A 26,020-nucleotide genomic window follows, 5' to 3' on the forward strand; every position below is an offset into this window, starting at 1 on the left:
ACAGTGTCACCTCACGTGGTCTTGCGCAAGATCACCCAGAAGCCCCGCTGCCACGGCGAGCTTGGAGATGCTCGGCTCTCCGCTGTCGACGATCGAGGCCAATTCCTTGCCGATGCGTTCCACACGCGTCCTGTCCGTTGCAATCCAGGCCTGGACGGGCTGTGCGTCCTTGCCATGGCTCGTCAGCGCGGCGCAGACAATCTGTCTGCGCGCCTGTCCGATGCGATCCAGGCTGCGGGTGAGCGCAAGGCTGTCATAGTGGTCTGTCGCCTGGATCCGGCTTGCATTTTCAACGATGCGGCCGATGCGGAAGGCTTCCGACACGGCGAAGAACCCGCGCATGGCGCCGGCAAAGTCGGCGCCCGTGCGTTCGGCGATCTGCAGGATTTCCGGCAAGAGCTGCATGGTCTGCAGGTTGACCACTTCGGTTGCCAGAGCCAGCGGTGCACCGGCCTCGGTCAGGGCTGCGATCTGATCGTCGAAATGCTGTCGCAGCGTGGCGGGGATCGCCTTCTTGAAGACGGGCGCTGCCGCGGCAACAGCTGCCTTCAGCTGGGAAACCGCATCGCCGACCGATCCCTTGGCATAGCCGGTGTCGATCAGCAGCCGCGTCATTGCCGTGTAGACGTCCTCGACGATCGCGTAGAGCCGATTCTGTGTCTGACCGGGGATCTTCGCATCCAGGGCGTCGATCTTTTCCCAGAGCGCGGAAAGCCCGAGCGCATCCCGGGTCACCAGAGCCGCTTTCACCACTCCGGCCGGCGTGCCGCCCGTGGCGTCGCAGACCGAAACCACGAAACCGGGGCCACCGCGGTTGATGGCATGGTTGGCGAGAACGGTTGCGATAATCTCGCGGCGAAGACGATGACCGGCAATCTCTGCGGCATAGGCCTCGCGCATGGCAGCCGGGAAGTAGTTGAACAGCGTCGTTTCGCAATAGGGATCGTCCGGCAGATCGGACTCGACCAGTTGATCGAAGAGCACGATCTTGGCGTAGGAGAGAAGAACACCGATTTCGGGCCGGCTCAGGGCCTTGCCGGAGACATAGCGTTCCGCAACGGCGGCTGAATCCGGCAGGGTCTCAACCTTGCGGTTCAGGCGCCCCATGCCCTCCAGGTAATCCATCAAGCGGCTGAGCGGCTCCCGGTTTCCAGGCCCCTTGGCCTCGGTCAGGGAGATGGCGAGCGACTGGAGATAGTTGTTGCGCAGGACGAGGTCCGCCACCTCCTCCGTCATCTGTGCCAGCAGCACGTTGCGCTTCTCGCGGGGAAGGCGTCCTTCCTGCATGGCGGGGCTCAAGGCGATCTTGATGTTCACCTCGACGTCGGAGGAGTTGACGCCGGCCGAATTGTCGATCGCATCGGAATTGCATCGGCCACCGTTCAGGGCATAGGCGATGCGGCCCTTTTGTGTGACGCCGAGATTGGCGCCCTCGCCGATCACCTTGGCACGGACATCCGTGGCATTGACGCGGATGGCGTCGTTGGCGCGGTCGCCCACTTCGGCATCGGTCTCGGTGGCGGCCTTGATATAGGTCCCGATACCCCCGAACCAGAGCAGATCGACGGGCGCCTTCAGGATCGCCGTCATGATGTCCATGGGTGTGGCGGTCGTCGTTTCCAGACCGATTGCGGCCGCAGCTTCCGGCGTCAGTTTCACGGACTTGTCGGCACGCGAAATGATCATCGCGCCAGGCGAGAGCGTCGAGCGGTCGTAGTCCTGCCAGCTGGAGCGCGGCAGGTTGAACATGCGCTTGCGCTCGGCAAAGGAGATGGCCGGATCCGGATTGGGATCGATGAAGATGTCACGGTGATCGAAGGCGGCGATTAGCCTGATCTTTTCAGACAGCAGCATGCCGTTGCCGAAGACGTCGCCGGACATGTCGCCGACGCCCGCAACGGTGAAGGGCGTGGTCTGGATGTCGGTATCGATCTCGCGGAAATGGCGCTTGACCGTTTCCCAGGCGCCGCGGGCGGTGATGCCCATCTTCTTGTGGTCGTAACCAGCCGAACCACCGGAGGCAAAAGCGTCGTCCAGCCAGAAACCGGCTTCCTGGGCGAGGCCGTTTGCCGTGTCTGAGAAGGTTGCGGTGCCCTTGTCGGCGGCAACAACGAAATAGGGATCATCGCCATCCGGGCGCAGCGTATCCGCGGGGGGCACGACCTCTCCGGCTACGATGTTGTCGGTGATCGAGAGCAGGGTCCGGATATAGGTCTTGTAGGCTTCGGTGCCGGCGGCAAACCAGGCTTCGCGGTTGGTTGCGGGCGGCAGCTGCTTCGGGAAGAAGCCACCTTTCGCGCCAACCGGCACGATCACCGCGTTCTTGACCTGCTGTGCCTTCACGAGGCCCAGCACTTCCGTGCGGTAGTCCTGGGCGCGGTCCGACCAGCGAAGGCCGCCGCGGGCCACCTTTCCAAAGCGCAGATGAACGCCTTCGACTTCGACGCCATAGACGAAGATTTCGCGGAAGGGTCGCGGTTCGGGGAGACCTTCCAGCTTGTGCGGATCGAACTTGAAGGCGAGCATCGGGCGTTCGCTCTCACGATAGCCCTTCTGGAAGAAGTTGGTGCGCAGCGTCGCTTCGATCCCGTTGATGTAGCGGCGCAGGATCCGATCCTCGTCAAGGCTCTTGACGTCGGTCAGCTTGCCTTCGAGCGCTTCCAGAAGCTCCGTCTGGCGGCCCTTGCGGGTCTTGTCGGAAAGCGAGGGGTCGAAGCTGTTGCGGAACAGGTGAACGAGATCTGCTGCGATGGCCGGATGCTTTGCCAGCGTTTCGGCCATGTAGGTCAGCGAATAGACCGCACCCGCCTGGCGCAGATAGGCGGCATAGGCGCGCAACACGGATGCTTCCCGCGCATCGATGCCTGCGCCGAGAATGAGGCGGTTGAAGGCGTCATTGTCGACTGCACCGGTGAAGGAGTCGAGGAAGGCTTCCTCGATCAGCGCACCGTGCTGCTTCATGTCGAAGCTCACACCCTCGGGCACCTGCAGTTCCATGTCGTGCAGGACGACAGATTTCTGCGACTGTCCGTCACTGCCAAGCTCGATGTCGAATGTCCGCTCGCTGATGACGCGGAAGCCGAGGTTTTCGAGCAGAGGCACGCGGCGGGAGAGGGGGAGATGGTCGCCGGCGTGGAAGATCTTCAGATAAAGCAGGGGCCCGTGGTCACTCACCACCTCGTGGAACTCTAGCGACAGGGGCGCACCGGCAAGGCAGGCCTTGATGTGCTTGAGGTCGCTGACCGCCTCTTCCGGCGTGAAGGCCTCCTGGAATGCCTGACCTACGTCGAGTGTTGGCGCTCCGACGCCCGCGAGTGCCGCGAAGCGGTCCGTCCAGCGCGCCGTGATCTGGCGAACCGCTTCTTCGAGCGTCGCCTGGGGAATGTCGGGCGTCGCGCCCTCGCGCCGGCCGATGATGATGTGAACGCGGGCGACACCACCCTCCGGGAAGGCCGGATAGAAGGCCGAGACATGACCCTTGTAGACGGACTGGAAGTAGAGGCCGATCTTCTCGCGGACCATGGAATTGTAGTCTTCGCGCGGCACGTAGACGATCAGCGAGACGAAGCGGTCGAAATGGTCGATGCGCGGCAGGACGCGAACGCGAGGACGCTCGGAGAGGTCGTTGATCTGTTCGCAGAACTTGGCGAGCAGGTCCGGTGCGATCTGGAAAAGATCATCGCGCGGATAATTTTCGAGCGTGTTCTGCAGCATGCGGCCCGAATGGCTGCGGGGGTCGAAATCGAAGTGGGAGACGACCTTCTCGACCTTGGCGCGCAGCAGCGGGATCTGGTTGACGGAACGGGTATAGGCAGTGGCGGTAAAGAGGCCGACGATGCGCAATTCGCCGACGACTTTGCCGTTCGGGCCAAAGCGCTTGATACCGACATAGTCCATGTAGGCGCGGCGGTGCACCACCGACTTCACATTGGCCTTGGTGACGATCAGGAAGTCCGGTCCCTGCAGGAAGGCAAGGATTTCCGGCGTGGTCGTGACCTGGTTCTGGCCCTGGCGGAGAACAAGCACGTCCGGATTGGACAGGATGCCGAGGCCGCTGCCTTTGCCACGCTCGACGGTCGCATTCTCGCCTTCGCCGGAATAGACATATTCGCGCATGCCGAGGAAGGTGAAATTGTTGTTCCGCAGCCATTCCAGGAAGGCGACCGCCTCGTCGCGCTCTGCTTCGCTTCGACCTGCGGAGAGATCGCGCAGTTCCGAAAGCGCCGTCTCCAGAAGGTTCAGCATCGGCTTCCAGTCATTGGCCGCCAATTTCACCTGAGCGAGCACGTGCTGAAGCCGCTCGATGAGCTCGTTTGCCTGTTCGTCGCTGAGCGGCGCGAGATGAAGCTGGATATAGCTCACCTTGATCGCGCCTTCCGGATCGGAATCCGGATTGGAGAGGACGACCTCACCGCCGGGCGTTACAGCGAGGATCGGATGCACCGCCATATAGATGTCGCGGTAGTGGCTGGTGACTTCGCCCATGAGGCTGTCATAGAGGAAGGACTTGTTGTGATCGACGATGGAGAGGACGCTCACGGGGATACCGCCCGGGTTGACCCCGTCGATCGTTTCGATCCGGATATGCGGTGTCTGGCGGTTCCAGCCGGCAATGTCGGCTGCGGCGCGCACCGACGAACGAGCCAACATGGCGTCGTCATAACGATCGATGTCGTCGTTGCTGGCTCTGCTGAAGATCACCTTCGGCGGGATATAGGCATGACCGAGTTTGCGCGCCTCCTCCTCTGCCCTATTCAGAAGCTCCTCGCGCTTTGTCATCCCAGTCTTGCCCATTGACCCCTCCGAAGCTCGCACTGTTTGGCCTATTGTTCCCGCAAATCACTTGCAAAAGTATGTATGAGGCAGATGAAGGAAAAAATCAGGCAAAAATATGCGGCGAAATTCATAAAAATCGGGAAATTTTCATCCAATATGGTTCTTCAACGCTTCGAATGCCGGGTTGATGCAAGGAGTCGCATGAGATGCAGCCACTAACAAAGGGCGCAGTGATCGTCATTTCAAGTCACGTCGTCCGCGGATCGGTGGGCAATCGTGCCGCCGTCTTCGCGCTTGAGGTGCTCGGACATCCCGTCTGGGCGCTGCCGACGATCGTTCTGCCCTGGCATCCGGGACACGGGCCTGCGACGCGTCTGCGGTTTGCCGATGACGATTTCGACAAGGCGATCGAGGATCTCATCGCAGCACCATGGCTCGGAGAAGTCTCGGCCATCCTGACGGGCTATTTCGGCAGCGCCCGACAGCCGGCTGCGGTCGCGCGGCTCGTTCAGGCTGCAAAGCAGAAAAACCCCGATCTCACCTATGTCTGCGATCCCGTCATGGGTGACCTCGGCGGGCTCTATATCCGGCTGGAAACCGCAGAGGCCATCCGTGACCACCTGATCCCGATTGCCGATATTGCCACGCCCAACCGCTACGAGCTCCAATGGCTGGTCGGCAGCGACCTCTCAAGCAACCAGCAGATCATCGATGCGGCCCTGTCGCTCGGGCCGAAACGGATGCTGGTGACGTCTGCAGTTCCGATGATGGCGGGCGGGACCGGCAATCTCCTGTTGAGCGGACGGTCCGCGCTTCTGGCGGAGCACCGGCTGATAGAAAATCCGCCGAACGGACTGGGAGATCTGCTGGCTGCCGTCTTCCTCGCCCGCCTGCTCGACGGGGTCGATGAGGAGACGGCATTGCGCACGGCAACCGCGAGCGTGTTCGAGATCCTCGCGCGCACGGCCAAACGCGGCGGTGACGAGCTGGCGCTCGAGAGCGATGCGTCCAGCCTGTCGACACCGATGGCCATGGTCCAGTTGCGTCGCCTCATGCATCCGGCCCAACGGAAACCGGGGAGATCATGATCCGATCGTGCCGAGGCCAATCCGTGTTACCGGTGTTGCCACAGGTGTTCACGCGCTGTAATCGGTAACAATGATCAGTTTTCCCCCCGCACTCCTCAATGGCTACCGCAATTTCATGGGTGGCCGATATCAAGATCAGCGCGACCGTTACCGCGTTCTCGCCGAGCAGGGCCAGAAGCCCAATACGCTGGTGGTTGCCTGCTGCGACTCGCGGGCGGCCCCTGAGATGATTTTCGATTCCATTCCCGGCGAACTCTTCGTCGTCAGGAATGTGGCCAACATGGTGCCCCCTTACGAGCCGGACGGCCAATATCACTCGACCTCTGCCGCACTCGAATTTGCGGTGCAGGCGCTGCGGGTTCAGGACATCATCGTCATGGGTCATGGCCGCTGCGGGGGTATCCGCGCCGCGCTCGATCCCAATGCGGAACCTCTCTCGCCGGGCGATTTCATCGGAAAATGGATGAACCTGGTTGCCCCCGCTGCCGAGCAGATCCAGGGCAATGCCAACATGACGCCCGGAGAACGCCAGACGGCGCTCGAGCGCATCTCGATCCGCAATTCGATCGCGAACTTAAGGACCTTTCCCTGCGTGAAGATCCTGGAAGAGCGGGGGAAGCTGCGCATTCACGGCGCATGGTTCGACATCAGCAATGGCGAGCTCTGGCTGATGGATCCGAAAACCCAGGATTTCTCCCGGCTGGATGTCGAAGCAGCGGCCTGACGGCCGGCTGCCAATTGTCGATAGGCATTTGAAATTGCGGCGGCCAGAGGCCGCCGCTTTCCGTTTTACTCGGCGTCGATGCGCGCTGCGATATGGGCAATCGCCTGCTGATAGACGGTCGCGGCGTTCCAGCCCTGAATTGCCGCAAAGTTCGGCTCACCCTGCTGATAGCCGGCGCCCGGCTGCCAGCCATGGCCGCGCAGGAAGTTGGCGGTCGAGGCAAGCGCGTCGGCGCGCGAGCGCACCATATCGATGTGACCGTCGCCATCCCCGTCGACGCCGTAGCGCACGACGTTGCGCGGCAGGAACTGCGTCTGGCCGATTTCGCCATGGGCTGCACCCTTGGCGTTTACGTCGAGATTGCCGGCCTGAACGAGCTCAAGCGCCGCATAGAACTGGTCGGTGAAGAATTCGCTGCGGCGGCAGTCGAAGGCGAGCGTTGCCACGGCCGAAAGCGTATGCTCCTTGCCGAGGAAGGAGCCGAAGCCGGTTTCCATGCCCCAGATGGCGATCAGCGGACCTGCCGGCACGCCGTAGCGCTGCTCCAGCCGCGCGAAGAGCGCCGCGTTGTTCTTCTTCATGGTCTTGCCGCGATTGATGATCGTCTGGCCGCCACGCTTCTGCATGAACTGGTCGAAAGACAGCTTGAAGCTCTTCTGACCGCGGTCGGCGCTGATCGTGCTGCGGCTGTAGCTGACCGAGGAGAACACCTTGTCGAGCATCCGCGGGCTGAAGCCCTGGCCTTCGGCCTGCTGCTTGAAGGCGGCAGCCCATTCCTCGAAGCCTGCGGAAGTGTTGCTGCACGCGGCGGCGGCCGCGGATTGCGTGCCGGCCAGCAGGGCGGCTACGGAAAACAGAGCTGCCGACAGAGTGGATGTCAGTCGCATTGATGCCTCATGAAGGACGGTGGTTTGGGACGAATCGGCGGCACCATGCCAGCGATTGCGGATGCTGTCATCCATCGAACGCTTACATAAGGCCGAGGATTTCTCAATTCGGATCACTTTCCGCTGAAAGCTCCGATGAGGCTTCCCGGATGAACCGCGAAGCCTCAGGACAGAATGATCAGGCGGCAGCGCGCGGCTTGATCAGCCCGCGGTTGACCAGAAGTTCTGCGATCTGGATCGCGTTCAGGGCCGCGCCCTTGCGCAGGTTGTCGGAGACCACCCACATGTTGAGGCCGTTTTCGACAGTGGCGTCCTCGCGAATACGCGAGATGTAGGTCGCATCTTCACCGGCGCATTCGACCGGCGTGACGTAGCCGCCGTTTTCGTGCTTGTCGATGACGAGGCAGCCCGGCGCATCGCGCAGGATGTCACGCGCCTGGTCGGCGGTGATCTCGTTTTCGAACTCGATGTTGACCGATTCAGAGTGACCGATGAAGACCGGAACGCGCACGGCCGTGCAGGTGACCTTGATCTTCGGGTCGAGCATCTTCTTGGTCTCGGCCAGAACCTTCCATTCTTCCTTCGTGTAGCCGTCTTCCATGAAGACGTCGATGTGCGGAATGACGTTGAAGGCGATGCGCTTGGTGAACTTCTTCGCCTCGACCGGATCGGCCACGAAGACGGCGCGGGTCTGGGTGAAAAGCTCGTCCATGCCTTCCTTGCCGGCGCCGGACACGGACTGATAGGTCGAAACCACCACGCGCTTGATCTTCGCGACGTCGTGCAGCGGCTTCAGCGCTACGACCAGCTGCGCCGTCGAGCAATTCGGGTTGGCGATGATGTTGCGCTTCTTGAAGTCGACGATCGCATCCGGGTTCACTTCCGGAACGATCAGCGGAACGTCGGCGTCGTAGCGCCAGGCCGAAGAGTTGTCGATGACAACGCAACCCTGGGCACCGATCTTCGGCGACCACTTCTGGGAAATCGTGCCGCCGGCGGACATCAGGCAGATGTCGGTGTCGGAGAAATCGTAGTTTTCGAGGTTCTGGACCTTCAGAACGCTGTCACCGAAGGAGACCTCGGTGCCCTGCGAGCGCGCCGAGGCGAGCGCGATGACCTGCGAGGCCGGAAAACCACGCTCGGAGAGGATGTTGAGCATTTCGCGACCGACATTGCCGGTGGCGCCTACAACTGCAATCTTGAAACCCATGTCTATGCTCTCTTTCTGTCTCTCCGCGGATGGTGAGGGGAAGTTCGCGACAGGACGCAACCTTCCTTGTCCCCGGCCGTGCCGGGGAGAGAGCGGTGGCCGAAGACGTCAGACGGTTTTCGTCGTCGTTTTGGCCTTGGTCGTGGATGCAAGAGAATGGCATGCGCCGCCGGCAGCGGAGCGCTGCAGGAGGTGGAAGACCGCGAAGGGTTGCCCGAAAGCGTGCATGGACCGAATTCCTCTTCGCGGCGAGGGATTACAAGGTTTTTGGGATGAGTCAAGCCGACTGAAGGCGCGTGAAGGCGAAAAGCGCACTCCGTTTATCCAGCTTCTGCATGTCATGGTGACACGCGCCTGCTTGCCTGCACTTTTCCGTCGTGGAACAAAAGGCTGCATGTTCGGAGTGTCACCATGAGCCTTCTCATTCGCGATCTCGTCGCGGACGATCTTCCATCTGTTACAGAAATCTATGCCGACGCAGTTTCCCGGGGGACAGCGAGTTACGAGCTCGTTCCCCCTGACCTGCAGGAGATGACGTCCCGTTTCGCGGCGCTGAAAGAAAAAGGGTATCCCTATCTCGCCGCAACGGATGAGGCCGGCGCGCTTCTCGGTTATGCCTATGCGTCTGCGTTCCGCACACGGCCGGCCTATCGATGGCTCGTCGAAGATTCCATCTATATTCACCCGTCCGCCCGCGGGCGGGGTGTGGGCAAGGCCTTGCTTACCGAGCTTGTGGCCCGCTGTCAGGCCTTGGGCTTCCGTCAGATGGTTGCTGTCGTCGGCGGGGCGAGCGAAAGCTCGATTGCGGTGCATCGCAGCTGCGGGTTCGACCTGGCCGGGCGTCTGGCCGGGACCGGGTTCAAGCACGGGCTCTGGCTCGACACGGTTTTCATGCAGAAGGCTCTCGGGGAGGGGAATTCGACCATGCCCGACCCCGACACCTATCCCGGTACCTTGGCTTAGAGCTAGTCGGCGGCCTTCAGCGCCTTGTCGAAGACCTTCAGCACTTGGCGCAGGTCATGACCTCGCTTCAGGATACGGCCATCGGTGCCGACGACCGAAAACGCGCCCTGCTTGGCTGCAAGCTTCGGGTTCTTTTCGATCCGGTAGAGAGGGTATTCACCCGAGCGCTTGAAGACGGAGAAGACGGCCCGATCCTTTAGGTGATCGATGGCGTAGTCACGCCATTCACCTTCTCCGACCATCCGCCCGTAGATCCAGAGAATGGCATCCAGTTCGCGGCGGTGAAATGTGATGGGGAGCGGGTCTACAGATTGCCGATAGATACCCAGATCGACGACGCTGGTGGTTCGTTCGGCCCCTTCGTCGTCGCGACGCTGCCCTTCCGGCTGCTCTGACATCAATGCTCCACGAGCTCCGATTCATGACGGATGGGTGACAGTGTGCCTGACATGTTCGAAATTGCAAGCTTATCGGGCACCCCGCTTCTCTCCGGCAAAGCCTCAGCGGCTTCTGCTCATGAAGTGCCCAAGCAGGAGTTCGCGCAGCCGGGCGGCCACCGGGGAGAGGCGCTTTCCGTTCAGCGTGATCAGGTGGTAGGGCGTCACCTCGATCGGCGTTTCCATCTTGAGCGTGGTCAGATTGCCGACGGGCGTCTGGCGACAGAGAAGGTCGGACACCTCCCGCGACATCGGTGCGATCGCATTCGACGAAGCGAGCATCGCGATCATCACGAGCAGGGATGTGGTGTTGACGATGTTTCGCGGGATGGGCGCGCCTTCTTCGATGAAGACGTTTTCGACCGCCTGGCGCAGCGGCGTGCCCGGCGCCTGCATCACCCAGGGGAAATGGGCCATGTCGGAAATGTTCAGCCGGTCGACATTGACCAGCGGGTGGCTGTGGTGGACGACGATCTCGACCTCCTCCATCGTCGCGCCCTCGACGTGGAACTGGCGCGCATCGATGCCTGCGGGAATGCGGCCGAGCACGAAATCATATTGTCCCGACAGCAGATCCCTTATCATCTCTCCACTCGGCGCCACATCGACATGGATGTCGATGGTGGATGCCTCGGCCTTCAGCGCCCGTATCGCCGGGACCACATAACCGACCGCGCCGCCGGTCACCGCCCCGATCCGGATCTTGCCGGTCAAGCCGCGCTGGATGGCCTCCACTTCTCGGGCGGCCTCGCGCATTTCTTCGAGAACATTCTGGGCGCGCCGCGCGAGCGCGCTGCCGACGGCCGTCGGCTCCATGCCCTTCGGCGTGCGCAGGAAAATCGGCGACCCGACATAGCGCTCGATTTCGCCCAGCATGCGAGATGCCGCCGGCTGGGTCAGCGCAAGTTCCTGAGCTGCAAGGCTTAATTGCCCCAGCTCCGCAATCGAGCGGATCAGCTGGAGGTGTTTGGGCTGCAATCGTTGAATATGGATCTCTGCCATAAAGGACATATCAACCATGGTATGCAGAAAGTCAAAATAATCATTTGATCGGTATATGGGCCGCGATAAGACTCGCCGCGGAGCTGGGGGCTGCTGCGTCAGCCACTCGTTCTTGTTTCAGCGGGCGCCAGGAGGAGCTTGGCCTCGCACGGTATGACCAGGGAGGTTACCATGAAGAAACTTGGCGCCCTGATTGCGTCTCTCGCAATCGGCATCGCATCATTCGCGCCCATGTCCTACGCTCAGGACAAGGGCATGGTCGGCATTTCCATGCCGACGAAGACGTCGACCCGCTGGATCTCCGACGGCGAGACCATGGAAAAGCTGTTCACGGAAGCTGGCTACACGCCGGACCTGCAGTTCGCTGACGACGATATCCCGAACCAGCTCGCTCAGATCGAAAACATGGTCACCAAGGGTGCCAAGGTTCTCGTCATCGGCGCCATCGACGGCACGACGCTCTCCGACATCCTGCAGAAGGCTGCAGATGCCGGCGTCAAGGTCATCGCTTACGACCGTCTGATCCGCGACTCGGGCAATGTCGACTACTACGCCACCTTCGACAACTTCCAGGTCGGCGTGCTCCAGGCAACCAGCCTCGTTGACGGCCTCAAGGCGAAGTTCCCGGACACCAAGCCGTGGAACGTCGAACTCTTCGGCGGTTCGCCGGACGACAACAACGCCTTCTTCTTCTACGATGGCGCCATGTCCGTTCTGCAGCCCCTGATCGACAGCGGCGACATCGTCATCAAGTCCGGCCAGATGGGCATGGACCAGGTTGGTACCCTGCGTTGGGACGGCACCGTCGCCCAGGCTCGCATGGAAAACCTGCTCTCCTCGACCTACACCGAAGACAAGCTGCACGGCGCTCTGTCCCCGTATGACGGCCTGTCCATCGGCATCCTGTCGGCTCTGAAGGGCGTTGGCTACGGTTCTGGCGACATGACCATGCCGGTTGTAACCGGTCAGGACGCCGAGCTGCCCTCGATCAAGTCGATGCTTGCCGACGAGCAGTACTCGACCGTTTTCAAGGACACCCGCGAACTCGCCAAGGTCGCCGTCTCGATGGTTGAAGCCATCATGGAAGGCAAGACCCCCGAGATCAACGACGACAAGACCTACAACAACGGTGTGAAGGTCGTTCCGTCCTACCTGCTGAAGCCTGTCGCTCTCGACAAGGCCAATGCCAAGGACGTTCTCGTCGGCGCCGGCTACTACACCGCCGAGCAGATCGACAACTGATCCTTCGGGTCGCATCCGGGTCCGCGACACGTCGCGGACCCATTTTCTATACGCATTGAGGGAGCTCGCGCCCCAGCTGGATCTTTCGGGATCGCTGGCCTGGCGCCGGAATTCTGCACATGGACAACATCATTCTCGAGATGCGCGGCATCACAAAGACATTCCCCGGCGTGAAAGCGCTGGACAATGTCAGCTTCAAGGTGCGCGAGGGCGAGATCCACGCGCTGGTCGGCGAAAACGGCGCCGGCAAGTCTACGCTGATGAAGGTCCTGAGTGGCGTCTATCCCGCTGGCACCTATGACGGCGACATCTATTACGACGGCGAAGTCCGTCGCTTCGCGCGGATTTCCGACAGCGAAGAGCTCGGCATCATCATCATTCACCAGGAACTGGCTCTCGTGCCGCTCCTGTCGATCGCCGAAAACATCTTCCTCGGCAACGAGATCGCCCAGAAGGGCGTGATCCACTGGCCCCAGACCTTCGCGCGGACGAAAGAGCTGCTGGCAAAGGTCGGCCTGAAGGATGCCCCGTCGACCCGCATCACCGATATCGGCGTCGGCAAGCAGCAGCTCGTCGAAATCGCCAAGGCGCTGTCGAAGAAGGTTCGCCTGCTCATCCTCGACGAGCCGACCGCTTCGCTCAATGAAACGGACTCTGACGCGCTGCTGACGCTCCTCATGGAGTTCCGCAAGCAGGGGATGACCTCGATCATCATCTCCCACAAGCTCAACGAAATCCGCAAGGTCGCCGACAAGATCACCATCATTCGCGACGGTGGCACGGTCGAGACGCTCGACTGTCATACGCAGGAAATCACCGAAGACCGCATCATCAAGGGCATGGTCGGCCGTGACATGGAAGACCGCTATCCGAAGCGGGATCCGAAGATCGGCGACGTTCTGCTCGAGGTGAAGAACTGGAACGTCTTCCACCAGAACCACCGCGATCGCCAGTTCCTGCACGACGTCGCCTTCAATGTGCGCGCCGGTGAAGTGGTCGGTATCGCGGGCCTGATGGGCGCTGGCCGGACCGAGACCGCCATGAGCATCTTCGGCAAGTCCTGGGGTCACAAGATCACCGGCGACGTCTCGATGCACGGCAAGCCGGTCGACGTGTCGACGATCCCGAAGGCGATCAGTGCCGGCCTTGCCTATGTGACCGAAGACCGCAAACATCTCGGTCTCGTGCTGCAGAACAACATCAAGGAAAACACCACGCTCGCCAATCTCGACGGCGTGTCCAGCGGCACCGTCATCGACGACCGCATGGAAGCCAAGGTGGCCTCCGACTACCGCCAGAAGCTCCGGATCCGGTCGCATTCGATCTATCAGGAAGCCGTCAACCTCTCCGGTGGCAACCAGCAGAAGGTCGTGCTGTCGAAGTGGCTGTTCACCAATCCCGAGATCCTGATCCTCGACGAGCCGACCCGCGGCATCGACGTCGGGGCGAAGTTCGAAATCTACACCATCATCAACCAGCTTGCCGCCGAAGGTAAGGGCATTCTGATGATCTCGTCGGAAATGCCCGAGCTGCTCGGCACCTGCGATCGCATCTACGTCATGAACGAAGGTCGCATCGTCGCGGAACTTACCAAAGAAGAAGCAAGCCAAGAGTCCATCATGCGTGCCATCATGCGCTCTGGGGAGAAACACTAATGGCCATCGACACAAGAACCGAAACCCCCAAGGTCTCCGTGGGCGACTATCTGCGCAACAACATCCGCGAATACGGACTGCTGCTCGCGCTCGTCGTCATCATGCTGCTGTTCCAGTTCCTGACCGACGGCGTTCTCTTCCGTCCGGTCAACATCACCAACCTGGTGCTGCAGAACTCGTTCATCGTCATCATGGCGCTGGGCATGTTGCTGATCATTGTCGCCGGCCATATCGATCTGTCGGTCGGCTCGATCGTCGCCTTCATCGGCGGCATATCTGCGATGATGCTGGTCAAATGGGGCTGGCATTTCTCGCTCGTCGTGCCGCTGTGTCTGGTGCTCGGCGGCCTGATGGGTGCTGCCCAGGGTTACTGGGTCGCCTATCAGAAGATCCCCTCCTTCATCGTTACGCTGGCCGGCATGCTGGTCTTCCGCGGCCTGACCTATGTCACGCTTGGCGGTCGCCCGATCGGTCCGTTCCCGAAGGAATTCACGCTGCTCTCCACCGGCTTCATCCCGGATTTCCTGCCGCTGACGGATCCCGCGACCACCGGTATCGCCAACCATGTCGCGATCATTCTCGTTGTGGCGCTCGTTGGTCTTGCGATCTATTCCGGCATGAAGAACCGTCGCCTGAACGACGAACATGGCACTGAAAACGAGCCCTTCGTCTTCTTCGCCGTGCAGATGGGCATCATCAGCGCGGTCGCCATCTTCCTCGGCTATCAGCTGGCCACCTATCGCGGTCTGCCGAACGTTCTGGTCGTCATGGGTGTTCTGATCGCCCTCTACTCCTTCGTCACCACCCGCACGACCATCGGTCGCCGCATCTATGCGCTGGGTGGCAACGAAAAGGCTGCGAAACTCTCCGGCATCAACACCGAACGCCTGGTGTTCCTGACCTTCGTGAACATGGGCGTGCTGGCAGCACTTGCCGGCATGATCATCGCAGCCCGTCTCAACTCCGCCACGCCGAAGGCCGGCGTGGGCTTCGAGCTCGACGTTATCGCGGCCTGCTTCATCGGCGGTGCCTCGGCATCCGGCGGCGTTGGCAAGATTACTGGTGCAGTCATCGGCGCCTTCATCATGGGCGTCATGAACAACGGCATGTCGATCATGGGTATCGGCATCGACTACCAGCAGCTCATCAAGGGTCTCGTGCTTTTGGCTGCTGTCTTCTTCGACGTTTACAACAAGAACAAAGCAGTCTGAGGATAGGCTTATGTTTCTCTCGCAATTGAAGGCTGGCGGCATCATTTGCCGCCAGGGTGAGGCTGCGCGCCTTGTCCCAGGTTTCAACACCACTTACGAACTCGCCAAGGCGGCCATCGCCGCCGGCACGGATGTCGCGACCCTGATCGAAAAGCAGGGGGCCGGCGACAGCGTCGACCTTCTGGCGCTCGCCGCCGAAGGCAAGCTCGACTGCCCCGTCCGTCATCCAGATCCGGCGCACATGTACCTGACCGGCACGGGTCTCACCCATACCGGTTCGGCCTCGGCCCGGGATAGCATGCATGCCGATACGGCCGGCATGAGCGATTCCATGAAGATGTTCCGCATGGGCATGGAAGGCGGCAAGCCGAAGCCTGGCGAAATCGGCGTTCAGCCGGAATGGTTCTACAAGGGCAACGGCTTCAACGCGGTCGCTCCCGGTGAAGACCTCGTCTCCCCGTCCTTCGCGCTCGACGGTGGCGAAGAGCCCGAAATGGCCGGCTACTACATCATCGGCGAAGATGGCACGGCGCATCGCCTGGGCTTTTCCGTCGCCAACGAATTCTCCGACCACGTGACCGAGAAGATCAACTATCTCTTCCTCGCGCATTCCAAGCTGCGCCCGGCCTCCTTCGGCCCGGAGCTTCGCGTCGGCGCTCTGCCGGATCATGTCGAGGGCACCTCGCGCATCATCCGTGGCGGTCAAACTGTATGGGAAAAGCCGTTCCTGTCGGGTGAGGCGAACATGTCCCACACGATCGCGAACCTCGAATATCACCACTTCAAATACGCGCTCTTCTGCCAGCCCGGCGATCTGCATGTGCACATGTATGGCACGGCGACGCTTTCGGTTGCTGACGGCTTCGTCACGCAGGAAGGCGACGTGTTCGAGATCGAGTCCCCGCAATTCGGTCTTCCGCTGCGCAACCGCCTGGCAAAGGCTGCCGCAGAGACCGTCAAGGTGAAGATGCTCTGAGCGGATCGGCCTGCCGACCCGCCCATTCAACAGAGACAGGACGATAGCCATGAGCAAGTTCAAACCGGCGGCCTGGCCGCGCCAACTGAGATCGCAGCACTGGTATGGCGGTACGTCGCGCGACACCATCTACCACCGTGGCTGGCTGAAGAACCAGGGTCATCCGCATGACCTGTTCGACGGGCGTCCGGTCATCGGCATCCTCAACACCTGGTCGGACCTGACCCCCTGCAACGGCCATCTGCGCGAACTGGCCGAGAAGGTGAAGGCAGGCGTGTGGGAGGCCGGTGGCTTCCCGGTCGAAATCCCGGTGTTCTCGGCGTCGGAAAACACCTTCCGTCCGACGGCCATGATGTATCGCAACCTTGCGGCGCTCGCCGTCGAGGAAGCCATGCGCGGTCAGCCGATCGATGGCGCCGTTTTGCTCGTCGGCTGTGACAAGACCACCCCGTCGCTCGTCATGGCAGCGGCCTCGACCGACCTGCCGTCGATCGTCGTCACCGGCGGTCCAATGCTCAACGGCTATTTCCGTGGCGAGCGCGTCGGTTCGGGCACCCATCTCTGGAAGTTCTCCGAAGCCGTCAAGGCCGGCGAGATGAGCCAGGAAGAGTTCCTCGAGGCAGAAGCCTCGATGTCGCGCTCCAGCGGTAGCTGCAACACCATGGGCACCGCCTCGACGATGGCCTCCATGGTCGAAGCGCTCGGCATGGCACTGTCCGGAAACGCTGCGATCCCGGCCGTCGACAGCCGCCGCAAGGTGATGGCGCAGCTTTCCGGCCGCCGCATCGTGCAGATGGTCAAGGACGACCTGAAGCCCTCCGACATCATGACGAAGGAAGCCTTCGAAAACGCGATCCGCGTCAACGGGGCAATCGGCGGCTCGACCAATGCCGTCGTGCACATCCTTGCCATGGCCGGTCGCGTCGGCGTCGACATCACGCTTGACGACTGGGATCGCCTCGGCCGCGATATCCCGACGATCGTCAACCTGATGCCGTCCGGCAAGTATCTGATGGAAGAGTTCTTCTATGCCGGCGGCTTGCCCGTTGTCATCAAGATGCTCGGCGAAGCCGGCAAGCTGCACAAGGATGCGCTGACCGTCTCCGGCGAAAGCATCTGGGACGAAGTGAAGGATGTCCGCAACTGGAACGAGGACGTCATCCTGCCGGTCGACAAGGCGCTGACCCAGCAGGGCGGCATCGTGGTCCTGCGCGGCAATCTCGCGCCGAAGGGCTGCGTCTTGAAGCCCTCGGCCGCGTCTCCGCATCTGATGAAGCATCGCGGCCGCGCCGTGGTCTTCGAAGACATCGACGACTACAAGGCGAAGATCAACGACGAGGCGCTCGATATCGACGAGACCTGCGTCATGGTCCTCAAGTATTGCGGTCCCCGCGGCTATCCGGGCATGGCGGAAGTCGGCAATATGGGTCTTCCGCCGAAGGTCCTGCGCAAGGGCATCACCGACATGGTCCGCATTTCGGATGCGCGCATGTCCGGCACGGCATACGGCACGGTTCTCCTGCACACCTCGCCGGAAGCAGCACGCGGCGGTCCGCTCGCCATCGTCAAGAACGGTGACTTCATCGAAGTCGACGTAGAAGCCCGTCGCGTTCATCTCGACATTTCGGACGAGGAAATGCAGCGCCGTCTCGCCGAATGGCGTCCGCCGGTCGAGCCGCCGGCAAGCGGCTATGCGAAACTCTTCCATGACCATGTCGAGGGTGCCGATACCGGTGCCGACTTCGACTTCCTGAAGGGCTGCCGCGGTTCGCCGGTCGGCAAGGACGCACACTGAGGAACGGGACCATGGCAGATCGCATTCCGCTCGCGCTTGTCGGTATCGGCAAGATCGCCCGCGACCAGCACATTCCGTCGATCGCAGGCGGTGACGATTTCGTCGTTGCCGCCGGTGTCAGCCGTCACGGCAAGGTCGAGGGGGCCGAGAACTTCACCGATTTCGAGGAGTTTCTCGCCGCCCGTCCCGACATCAAGGTCGTCTCGCTCTGCACACCGCCGGAAGTCCGTTTCGACATGGCAAAGGCCGCGATCGCTGCCGGACGCCATGTGCTGATGGAAAAGCCTCCGGCAACCACGCTGGGTGAGGCGGAGGCTCTTTCGGAGCTTGCCGAAAAGGCGGGGGTGACGCTGTTCGCCACCTGGCACTCGCGCTTTGCCCTCGGTGTCGAGCCCGCCAAGCAATGGCTGGCGGACAAGGCGATCCAGTCGATCTCCATCGTCTGGAAGGAAGACGTGCGTCGCTGGCATCCCGGCCAGGCCTGGATCTGGGAGCCGGGCGGTTTCGGCGTCTTCGACCCGGGCATCAACGCCTTGTCGATCCTGACCGAGATCGTTCCCGGTCACATCATGGTGCAGAAATCCACTCTCGAGTTTCCGGAAAACAAGAAGCAGCCGATTGCCGCTTCCATCGCCATGCGGACCGTCGAAGGCGCGCCTGTTACGGCCGAATTCGACTGGCGACAGGAAGGGCCTCAAACGTGGGACATCACAGTCCAGACGAATGAAGGCGAGCTGCGTCTTTCAAAGGGCGGCTCGGAACTCTATATCAAGGGGACCGAACAGGCGTCCGGCCCGGATCGCGAATATGCGGGCATCTACGAACGCTTCGCCCATCTCATCCGCTCCCGCCAGAGCGACACTGACTATCAGCCGCTGCGCATCGTGGCGGATTCCTTCCTCTGCGGGGAACGGAAAGTCGTCGCTCCCTTCGAAGACTGACATGAAAAGGAGGCCCATCCCATGGCCTATACACCGACTGGAAAACACCTGATCGCCGGCAACTGGGTTGCCAGCGCGGATACCTTTGCCTCGTCGCCTGCCACGGGCCCCTCCCACACCTTCTCCAAGGGTACCCCTGCCCTCGTCGATCAGGCGGCCAAGGCTGCCGAAGAGGCATTCGAGACCTATGCCTATTCGACGCGCGAAGAGCGTGCGGCATTCCTCGAAGCCATCGCCGAGGAAATCGATGCCCGTGGTGACGCGATCACCGAGATCGGTTCTCAGGAAACCGGCCTGCCGGAAGCCCGCCTGGTTGGCGAACGTGGCCGTACCGTCGGCCAGCTCCGCCTGTTTGCCTCGCATATCCGCAAGGGCGACTATCTCGATCGTCGCCACGACGAAGCCCTGCCCGACCGCAAGCCGCTTCCGCGTCCGGACCTGAAGATGGTCCAGCGCCCGATCGGTCCGGTCGCCGTCTTCGGCGCCTCCAACTTCCCGCTCGCCTTCTCGACGGCCGGTGGCGACACCGCGGCAGCCCTTGCTGCCGGTTGCCCGGTCGTGGTCAAGGCGCATGATGCCCATCCGGGCACGGGTGAAATCGTGGCTTCGGCCATCGATGCCGCGATCAAGCGCTGCGGCGTGCATCCGGGTGTCTTCTCGCTGGTTCATGGCGGCAGCCGTGACGTCGGCCAGGCGCTGGTCCAGCATCCGCTGATCAAGGCCGTCGGCTTCACCGGTTCGCTCGGCGGTGGCCGCGCACTTTACGATCTCTGCGCCCAGCGTCCGGAGCCGATCCCCTTCTTCGGCGAGCTCGGCTCGGTCAACCCGATGTTCATGCTGCCCAAGGCTGTTGCCACCCGCGGCGAAACCATCGCCAAGGGCTGGGTCGGTTCGCTCACCATGGGTGCCGGCCAGTTCTGCACCAATCCGGGTATCGTCGTCCTGCTGAAGGGCGCCGACGCCGACAAGTATGTCGAAACGGCAACCGAAGCCCTGTCGGCCGTTGGTCCGCAGACCATGCTGACGGACGGTATTGCGGATGCCTATCGCAAGGGTGCGACCAAGATCGCCGGCACCGAAGGTGTGCGTTCGGTTCTCACGTCGACTTGCGACCTGCGCAATGCAACGCCCTATCTCTTCCAGACGACGGCGAAGGACTGGCTCGACAACCACGTGCTGGGCGAAGAGGTCTTCGGACCGCTCGGCCTGATCGTTATCGCCGAGAGCGAAGACGAAATGGTCGCCATGGCGCGCAGCCTTTCGGGTCAGCTGACCGCGTCGATCCATCTCGCCGATGGTGACGAGGCCCTCGGCAAGCGTCTGATGCCGATCCTGGAGCGCAAGGCCGGCCGCGTGCTTGCCAATGGCTTCCCGACCGGTGTCGAAGTTGCCGATAGCATGGTTCACGGCGGTCCCTACCCGGCCTCCACGAACTTCGGCGCAACCTCCGTCGGCACGCTGTCGATCCGCCGCTTCCTGCGACCGGTCTGCTATCAGGACATCCCGGCCGCCCTGCTGCCGATCGATCTGGCCTAAGGAGCCGACGTGACTGCATCACCGTTTGCCGCGCTCGTCGATTGGGGCACCAGCAACCTGCGCATCTGGCTCGTCGACAGCCAGGGCGCGGTCCTCGGTGAGAGGCAGTCGCCTGAGGGTATGGGCGGCCTGGACAAGGCTGCCTATCCCGCCGTGCTGGAAGGGCATCTTTCCGCGCTCGGTGCGCCATCGGATCTGCCCGTGGTGGTCGCCGGGATGGCCGGTGCCCGCACCGGCTGGCGCGAAGCGCCTTATGTCGAAACACCCGCGCCGCTGGTCGGCCTCTTCCAGCATGCGGTGCAGCCGGAGGGCGTGAGCCGTCCGGTCTATATCCTGCCCGGCGTTTGCCAGCGCGAGGGCGGTGCCTATGATGTCATGCGCGGCGAGGAGACACAGCTCGCCGGCGCGCTCGAGCAGGGGCTGGACAACGCCCTCTTCTGCCTGCCGGGCACCCATTCCAAATGGGCGCTCGTTGAAGACGGCCAGGCGCGCCGCTTCTCCACCGTAATGACGGGTGAACTGTTCAATTTGATTAGCCGGCAATCGATCCTGCGGCTATCGGTGCCGGAAGACGGGGACGCAGAAGCAGATCCGGAGATCTTCGACGCGGCGGTTGCCCAGGCGCTCGAACCCGGCTTTGCCCTCACCTCCGTTCTTTTCTCGATCCGCGCCGAGGGCCTGCTGGCGCCGGACGCCAAGATCAACCCGGCCGCACGCCTTTCCGGTCTCCTGATCGGCGCGGAGATCGCAGCCATCCGGGATGACCTCCAGCGCCACGGCAAGGCCTATCTGATCGGGACCGGCAAGCTTACGCGTCTCTATGCCCGCGCGATCACCAAAGCCGGTGGTGAGCCTGTGATGCTCGATGGCGGGCTGCTCGTTCGCCGCGGCCTGCTCGCCTCCGCGCTTTCCCTCTTCGACCACGAATTCAAGGACTGACCGATGACCGCCTCCGTTGCCTGGCCCGCGCTTCGCCGTAACCTCGTAGCCATCCTGCGCGGCATCAAGCCGACCGAGATCGAGGCGACCGTCGATGCGCTCGTCGAGGCCGGCTTCGAAGCGATCGAAGTGCCTCTGAATTCGCCGGATCCCTTCGTCTCGATCGAGAAGGCCCGCAAGCGCGCGCCGGCAAACGTCTTGATCGGTGCCGGGACTGTTCTGGAAGTGGCGCAGGTCGATCGCCTGCACGATGTCGGCGGCAACCTGCTGGTCACTCCGAATGTGGAACCCGACGTTATCCGACGCGCCGTCTCGCATGGCATGGTGGCGATGCCGGGTGTGTTCACGCCGAGCGAAGCGCTGCTTGCCGCCAAATGCGGTGCAGCGGCGCTCAAATTTTTCCCGGCGAGCGTGCTGGGCCCCGGCGGCATCTCCGCGATCAAGGCGATCCTGCCGCCGCATCTGCCGATCGGCGCCGTGGGCGGCGTGTCGGACGCGAACTTTGCCGATTACTGGAAGGTTGGTGTGCGGGCTTTCGGTCTGGGCTCCAGTCTCTACAAGCCGGGCGACGATGCCAAGCTCATCGGCGAGCGTGCGGTCAAGAGCGTGATTGCCTACGACGCGCTGCTCTAGGGCTGAGCAGCTTCCATACCCAATGTGCGAGAAAGGCCTGCCCGGATGTCGGGCAGGCCTTTCTCGTTTCGGGATTCGGCGGTTTCTTGTGACGATTATCACGCGTCAAAGCGGATAAATGCGCGGCTGCCCAAATTTGAACATACCTGCGCCGCTTTTTGCGATAGAGTATAACTAACTTGGTTGGCGCGGTGCGCCAAACGGTCCGGTCTGGCGCATTGACCCCTTACCCCCAGCCCCCCAATGCTTCCGGGCCGGACCACACCAGGTTCTTTTCCCTTCAAAGCGTCTTCGGCTTGTCCATCATCACCGTCGCTCCGACGATGTGCGAGGGATTGCCCTCGCTGTCTGCGGCTTGCAGAAGAATGGCGCAGCCGTCGCTCTTGTCGTCGCCCATGCGCTTGGCGGGCAGCGTGAGATCGAGAGCCTTGCCGTCCCACATGCCGACGGTCTGCACATCGGTCACGCTGTGCCAATAGTCCAGGTTCTGTCCGACATTCTCGCCCTTCAGCACCTCGACGGTCTGATGCTGACGGAAATAGACCACGACGACGTTTGCCTTGCCTCTGCCGGCACCGACGGAGATCGTCAGCTGATCGTCATGGCGGGAGGCTCGGATCGGAACGACAAGACCCTTGCCGGCGTCCTGGAGCCGCTCGAGCCGCCGGTCGATATCGACAGCGTCGGTGCCCTTCAGATGTTCGCGCCCATTCAGCACCGCCTGCGGCGTGTAGACGCCGCTGCGGCCGAAGGCCTTGGCATAGGCATATTGCCGTTCCGTGTTCTCGGGAGAGGCCAGCGTGTCGGCCCAGCCGAGGTAATTCCAGTAGTCGACGTGATAGGACAGCGCCACGACTTCGCCTTCTCGCACCAGCCGTTCAAAGGCGCGATCGGCCGGAGGACAGGAGCGGCAACCCTGCGAGGTGAAGAGCTCGACAACGCCCTTCGGCTCGGCAAAGTCACCGGCCGTCGCTCTGTCGGTCGCGGCTGACAGGAACAGGACGCCAAGGGCCGTCATCGCCCATGCCGTGGCCCGTCTGCCCGTCCTGATGAAATTCGTGTGCTGCATGCTATCGAGATGCCTTCACTTGAGTGCTGCACTGATAACGCCTCATCGCTTCAGCGGGAAGTCACGATGGGGTGAAACTTTCGGCACTGGATCCGCAGCACGAACCACGCAAAAGGCCGCCGGTTGCCCGGCGGCCTTTCACAAATTTGTTTTGTCAGTCTCAGGCGGCGAGGTCGCGCAGAACGGTCTGCAGGATGCCGCCATTGTTCATGTAGGTGACCTCGTCGAGCGTATCGATGCGGCAGAGCAGCGGTACGTCCTTCACGGTGCCGTCGGAGTAGGTGATCTTGGCGATCTTCTTCTCGCGCGGCTTGATCTCGCCTTCCAGGCCCTCGATCGTCACGATCTCGTCGCCCTTCAGGTTCAGCGAAGCCCAGGTGGTGCCGTCTTCGAAGGTGAAGGGCACGACGCCCATGCCGACGAGGTTCGAGCGGTGGATACGCTCGAAGGACTGCGCGATCACGGCCTTGACGCCGAGCAGGTTGGTGCCCTTGGCAGCCCAGTCACGCGAGGAGCCGTTGCCGTATTCGACGCCGGCGAAGATGACGAGCGGAACGCCCTCTTCCTTGTACTTCATGGCCGCATCGTAGATCGACAGCTCTTCCTTGGACGGATAGTGGATGGTGTAGCCACCTTCCTTGCCGTTCGGGCCGAGCATGTGGTTGCGGATGCGGATGTTGGCGAAGGTGCCGCGCATCATGACTTCGTGGTTGCCACGACGCGTGCCGTACTGGTTGAAGTCGGCGACTGCGACGCCGTTCTCCGTCAGGTAAGCGCCGGCAGGCGAGGCTGCCTTGATCGAACCGGCCGGAGAAATGTGGTCGGTGGTGATCTTGTCGCCGAAGAGACCCAGGACGCGGGCGCCCTTGATGTCCTTCAGGCCCGAGCCGGTCTTGCCCATGCCCACGAAGTAAGGCGGGTTCTGGACATAGGTCGACTTGTCGTCCCAGGCATAGGTCTGGCCTTCCGGAACCTGGACGGCCTGCCAGTTTTCGTCGCCCTTGAAGACGTCGGCATACTTCGATTCGAAGAGGGCACGGGTGACGTATTTCTGGATGAACTCCTGCACTTCGGCAGAGGTCGGCCAGATGTCCTTCAGGTAGACCGGGTTGCCGTTCTGGTCTTCACCGATCGGCTCCTTGGTCAGGTCCTTCTGGACCGTGCCAGCAAGCGCGTAGGCGACGACGAGCGGCGGGGAGGCGAGGTAGTTCGCCTGGACATCAGGCGAGATACGGCCTTCGAAGTTACGGTTGCCCGAGAGAACGCCGGCAGCGATGATGCCCTTGTCGTTGATCGTCTTCGAGATCGGACCCGGCAGCGGGCCGGAATTGCCGATGCAGGTCGTGCAGCCGAAGCCGACGAGGTTGAAGCCGAGCGCGTCGAGCTCCTTCTGCAGGCCCGACTTTTCGAGATATTCGCCAACGACCTGGGATCCAGGGGCGAGCGAGGTCTTTACCCAAGGCTTGGTCTTCAGGCCCTTGGCAACGGCGTTGCGGGCGAGCAGACCGGCTGCAATCAGCACGCTCGGGTTCGAGGTGTTGGTGCAAGACGTGATGGCGGCGATCGCCACGTCACCATGACCGAGATCGTAGTCGGTGCCTTCGACATCCCAACGCTGGGTCAGCTGACCCGGCTTCTTGTAGTCGCCTTCGAGAGCGGTCGCAAAGTTCGGTGCGATGGTTTCGAGCGGCAGGCGGCCTTCCGGACGCTTCGGGCCGGCCATCGACGGAACGACGTCGCCGAGATCGAGTTCGAGCGTGTCGGTGAAGACGAGCTGCGAGCCGTCATTGTCACGCCACATGCCTTGAGCCTTCGAATAGGCTTCGACGAGCGCGATGCGGTCCTTGGTGCGGCCCGACATGTCGAGATAGCCGACAGTGGCCGAATCGACCGGGAAGAAGCCGCAGGTCGCGCCGTATTCCGGACCCATGTTGCCGATGGTTGCGCGGTCGGCAACCGGCAGCGTGTCGAGGCCAGAGCCGTAGAATTCGACGAACTTGGATACAACGCCCTTCTTGCGCAGCATCTGCACGACGGTCAGAACGAGGTCGGTCGCGGTCACGCCTTCCTTCAGCGTGCCGGTCAGCTTGAAGCCGATGACTTCAGGCAGCAGCATGGAGACGGGCTGGCCGAGCATGGCAGCTTCGGCTTCGATACCGCCCACACCCCAGCCGAGAACGCCGAGACCGTTGATCATCGTGGTGTGGCTGTCCGTGCCGACGCAGGTGTCGGGATAGGCGATGGTCTCGCCGTCCTCGTCCTTCGTCCAGACGGTCTGGCCGAGATATTCAAAGTTCACCTGGTGACAGATGCCGGTGCCCGGGGGAACGACGCGGAAGTTCTTGAATGCCTGCTGGCCCCACTTCAGGAAGCGGTAGCGTTCGCCGTTGCGCTGGTATTCCAGCTCGACGTTGCGGGCAAAAGCCTGGGGCGTGCCGAATTCGTCGACGATGACGGAGTGGTCGATGACGAGGTCGACGGGAACGAGCGGGTTGATCTTTTCCGGATCGCCGCCGAGGTTCTTGATGCCGTCACGCATGGCGGCGAGGTCGACGACGGCGGGAACGCCGGTGAAGTCCTGCATCAGCACGCGGGCCGGGCGGTAGGCGATTTCAGCTTCGGTCAGGCCCTTGTTGACGAGCCAGGCGGCACAGGCCTCGATATCGGCCTTGGTGACGGAACGGCCGTCTTCGTTGCGCAGAAGGTTTTCGAGAAGCACCTTCATCGAATAGGGGAGCTTCGAAACCCCGGCGAGACCGTTCGCTTCGGCCTTGGGAATGCTGTAGTAGACATAGTCCTTGCCGTCGACGGTCAGGACCGACCGGCAATTGAAGCTGTCGAGAGATTTAGCCACGGATAGAAACCCCGCTTAGACTGATAGCCAACACATTCGTGCGGACGCCTATGCACTTCATGCACATCAGGATGCGGGTACG

The 26,020-nt window shown here is 62.1% G+C and carries 19 protein-coding genes; 12 read left to right on the forward strand and 7 right to left on the reverse strand.

What is annotated here, in order from left to right; all coding sequences use genetic code 11:
* Positions 1-6: 6 nt before the first annotated feature.
* Complete coding sequence (locus FAA86_RS06520) at positions 7-4,794, reverse strand: NAD-glutamate dehydrogenase (RefSeq protein ID WP_136539158.1); 4,788 nt, start codon at positions 4,792-4,794, stop codon at positions 7-9.
* 188 nt (positions 4,795-4,982) lie between these two features.
* On the opposite strand from FAA86_RS06520, the gene pdxY reads away from it, so the two are divergent.
* A complete protein-coding gene (gene pdxY, locus FAA86_RS06525; protein WP_136539160.1) occupies positions 4,983-5,864 on the forward strand; it encodes a pyridoxal kinase PdxY in 882 nt (293 codons plus the stop codon).
* A 70-nt stretch (positions 5,865-5,934) separates the two neighbouring features.
* Positions 5,935-6,588 (forward strand): carbonic anhydrase, encoded by a 654-nt coding sequence (locus tag FAA86_RS06530; RefSeq protein WP_113459105.1) that lies wholly within the window; start codon positions 5,935-5,937, stop codon positions 6,586-6,588.
* Positions 6,589-6,653: 65 nt separating this feature from the next.
* On the opposite strand, the gene FAA86_RS06535 is transcribed toward FAA86_RS06530, so the two are convergent.
* Both FAA86_RS06535 and FAA86_RS06540 read right to left on the reverse strand, forming a co-directional pair.
* On the reverse strand, positions 6,654-7,475 hold the full coding sequence (locus tag FAA86_RS06535; protein ID WP_113459195.1) for a lytic murein transglycosylase: 822 nt from the start codon (positions 7,473-7,475) through the stop codon (positions 6,654-6,656).
* Positions 7,476-7,653: 178 nt separating this feature from the next.
* Positions 7,654-8,685, reverse strand: a complete 1,032-nt coding sequence (locus FAA86_RS06540; RefSeq protein WP_113459104.1) for an aspartate-semialdehyde dehydrogenase — start codon at positions 8,683-8,685, stop codon at positions 7,654-7,656.
* 411 nt (positions 8,686-9,096) lie between these two features.
* Between FAA86_RS06540 and FAA86_RS06545 the strand changes: the two genes are divergently transcribed.
* Positions 9,097-9,648: a GNAT family N-acetyltransferase gene (locus FAA86_RS06545; protein ID WP_136539162.1), complete on the forward strand. Its 552-nt coding sequence runs from the start codon at positions 9,097-9,099 to the stop codon at positions 9,646-9,648.
* Between the two features lie 2 nt (positions 9,649-9,650).
* Here the strand turns inward: FAA86_RS06545 and FAA86_RS06550 are convergent, their stop codons facing one another.
* Both FAA86_RS06550 and FAA86_RS06555 read right to left on the reverse strand, forming a co-directional pair.
* A complete protein-coding gene (locus tag FAA86_RS06550; protein WP_136539164.1) occupies positions 9,651-10,046 on the reverse strand; it encodes a DUF2794 domain-containing protein in 396 nt (131 codons plus the stop codon).
* A 102-nt stretch (positions 10,047-10,148) separates the two neighbouring features.
* Positions 10,149-11,087 carry a LysR family transcriptional regulator gene (locus FAA86_RS06555; RefSeq protein WP_136539166.1) on the reverse strand — a complete coding sequence of 313 codons (939 nt, stop codon included), beginning with the start codon at positions 11,085-11,087 and terminating at the stop codon, positions 10,149-10,151.
* Between the two features lie 171 nt (positions 11,088-11,258).
* Between FAA86_RS06555 and chvE the strand changes: the two genes are divergently transcribed.
* From chvE to FAA86_RS06600, 9 genes are all read left to right on the forward strand, one after another.
* Positions 11,259-12,329, forward strand: a complete 1,071-nt coding sequence (gene chvE, locus FAA86_RS06560; protein WP_113459100.1) for a multiple monosaccharide ABC transporter substrate-binding protein — start codon at positions 11,259-11,261, stop codon at positions 12,327-12,329.
* 119 nt (positions 12,330-12,448) lie between these two features.
* Entirely contained in the window at positions 12,449-13,984 is a 1,536-nt protein-coding gene (gene mmsA / locus FAA86_RS06565; RefSeq protein WP_113459099.1) for a multiple monosaccharide ABC transporter ATP-binding protein, read from the forward strand.
* Positions 13,984-15,195 (forward strand): multiple monosaccharide ABC transporter permease, encoded by a 1,212-nt coding sequence (gene mmsB, locus FAA86_RS06570; RefSeq protein ID WP_136539168.1) that lies wholly within the window; start codon positions 13,984-13,986, stop codon positions 15,193-15,195. The genes mmsA and mmsB overlap by 1 nt, the downstream gene beginning before the upstream one ends.
* Before the next feature lie 10 nt (positions 15,196-15,205).
* The gene (araD1, locus tag FAA86_RS06575) at positions 15,206-16,171 is read left to right on the forward strand and encodes an AraD1 family protein (protein WP_136539170.1); all 966 of its coding nucleotides are present in this window, start codon (positions 15,206-15,208) and stop codon (positions 16,169-16,171) included.
* Positions 16,172-16,220: 49 nt separating this feature from the next.
* A complete protein-coding gene (gene araD / locus FAA86_RS06580; RefSeq protein ID WP_136539172.1) occupies positions 16,221-17,966 on the forward strand; it encodes an L-arabinonate dehydratase in 1,746 nt (581 codons plus the stop codon).
* An 11-nt stretch (positions 17,967-17,977) separates the two neighbouring features.
* Positions 17,978-18,907, forward strand: coding sequence for a Gfo/Idh/MocA family protein (locus FAA86_RS06585; protein ID WP_136539174.1), 930 nt, complete (start codon positions 17,978-17,980; stop codon positions 18,905-18,907).
* Between the two features lie 21 nt (positions 18,908-18,928).
* Entirely contained in the window at positions 18,929-20,443 is a 1,515-nt protein-coding gene (locus FAA86_RS06590) for an aldehyde dehydrogenase (NADP(+)) (RefSeq protein WP_136539176.1), read from the forward strand.
* 9 nt (positions 20,444-20,452) lie between these two features.
* A complete protein-coding gene (locus FAA86_RS06595; RefSeq protein ID WP_136539178.1) occupies positions 20,453-21,382 on the forward strand; it encodes a 2-dehydro-3-deoxygalactonokinase in 930 nt (309 codons plus the stop codon).
* Positions 21,383-21,385: 3 nt separating this feature from the next.
* A complete protein-coding gene (locus FAA86_RS06600) occupies positions 21,386-22,015 on the forward strand; it encodes a 2-dehydro-3-deoxy-6-phosphogalactonate aldolase (protein WP_136539180.1) in 630 nt (209 codons plus the stop codon).
* A 280-nt stretch (positions 22,016-22,295) separates the two neighbouring features.
* Here FAA86_RS06600 and FAA86_RS06605 read toward each other — a convergent pair whose 3' ends face one another.
* Together FAA86_RS06605 and acnA are read right to left on the reverse strand one after the other, a co-directional pair.
* The gene (locus tag FAA86_RS06605; RefSeq protein WP_136539182.1) at positions 22,296-23,084 is read right to left on the reverse strand and encodes a DUF1223 domain-containing protein; all 789 of its coding nucleotides are present in this window, start codon (positions 23,082-23,084) and stop codon (positions 22,296-22,298) included.
* A 160-nt stretch (positions 23,085-23,244) separates the two neighbouring features.
* The gene (gene acnA / locus FAA86_RS06610; protein ID WP_113459090.1) at positions 23,245-25,938 is read right to left on the reverse strand and encodes an aconitate hydratase AcnA; all 2,694 of its coding nucleotides are present in this window, start codon (positions 25,936-25,938) and stop codon (positions 23,245-23,247) included.
* Between the last annotated feature and the right edge of the window lie 82 nt (positions 25,939-26,020).

The sequence above is a fragment of the Rhizobium rosettiformans W3 genome (assembly GCF_004912135.1).
In the GTDB taxonomy this organism is placed as follows: domain Bacteria; phylum Pseudomonadota; class Alphaproteobacteria; order Rhizobiales; family Rhizobiaceae; genus Allorhizobium; species Allorhizobium rosettiformans.

Coding starts and splice junctions, on each gene's coding strand:
- FAA86_RS06520 (WP_136539158.1), bottom strand. CDS start 4,794: ATGGGCAAGACTGGGATGACAAAGCGCGAGGAGCTTCTGAATAGGGCA.
- pdxY (WP_136539160.1), top strand. CDS start 4,983: ATGCAGCCACTAACAAAGGGCGCAGTGATCGTCATTTCAAGTCACGTC.
- FAA86_RS06530 (WP_113459105.1), top strand. CDS start 5,935: ATGATCAGTTTTCCCCCCGCACTCCTCAATGGCTACCGCAATTTCATG.
- FAA86_RS06535 (WP_113459195.1), bottom strand. CDS start 7,475: ATGCGACTGACATCCACTCTGTCGGCAGCTCTGTTTTCCGTAGCCGCC.
- FAA86_RS06540 (WP_113459104.1), bottom strand. CDS start 8,685: ATGGGTTTCAAGATTGCAGTTGTAGGCGCCACCGGCAATGTCGGTCGC.
- FAA86_RS06545 (WP_136539162.1), top strand. CDS start 9,097: ATGAGCCTTCTCATTCGCGATCTCGTCGCGGACGATCTTCCATCTGTT.
- FAA86_RS06550 (WP_136539164.1), bottom strand. CDS start 10,046: ATGTCAGAGCAGCCGGAAGGGCAGCGTCGCGACGACGAAGGGGCCGAA.
- FAA86_RS06555 (WP_136539166.1), bottom strand. CDS start 11,087: ATGGCAGAGATCCATATTCAACGATTGCAGCCCAAACACCTCCAGCTG.
- chvE (WP_113459100.1), top strand. CDS start 11,259: ATGAAGAAACTTGGCGCCCTGATTGCGTCTCTCGCAATCGGCATCGCA.
- mmsA (WP_113459099.1), top strand. CDS start 12,449: ATGGACAACATCATTCTCGAGATGCGCGGCATCACAAAGACATTCCCC.
- mmsB (WP_136539168.1), top strand. CDS start 13,984: ATGGCCATCGACACAAGAACCGAAACCCCCAAGGTCTCCGTGGGCGAC.
- araD1 (WP_136539170.1), top strand. CDS start 15,206: ATGTTTCTCTCGCAATTGAAGGCTGGCGGCATCATTTGCCGCCAGGGT.
- araD (WP_136539172.1), top strand. CDS start 16,221: ATGAGCAAGTTCAAACCGGCGGCCTGGCCGCGCCAACTGAGATCGCAG.
- FAA86_RS06585 (WP_136539174.1), top strand. CDS start 17,978: ATGGCAGATCGCATTCCGCTCGCGCTTGTCGGTATCGGCAAGATCGCC.
- FAA86_RS06590 (WP_136539176.1), top strand. CDS start 18,929: ATGGCCTATACACCGACTGGAAAACACCTGATCGCCGGCAACTGGGTT.
- FAA86_RS06600 (WP_136539180.1), top strand. CDS start 21,386: ATGACCGCCTCCGTTGCCTGGCCCGCGCTTCGCCGTAACCTCGTAGCC.
- FAA86_RS06605 (WP_136539182.1), bottom strand. CDS start 23,084: ATGCAGCACACGAATTTCATCAGGACGGGCAGACGGGCCACGGCATGG.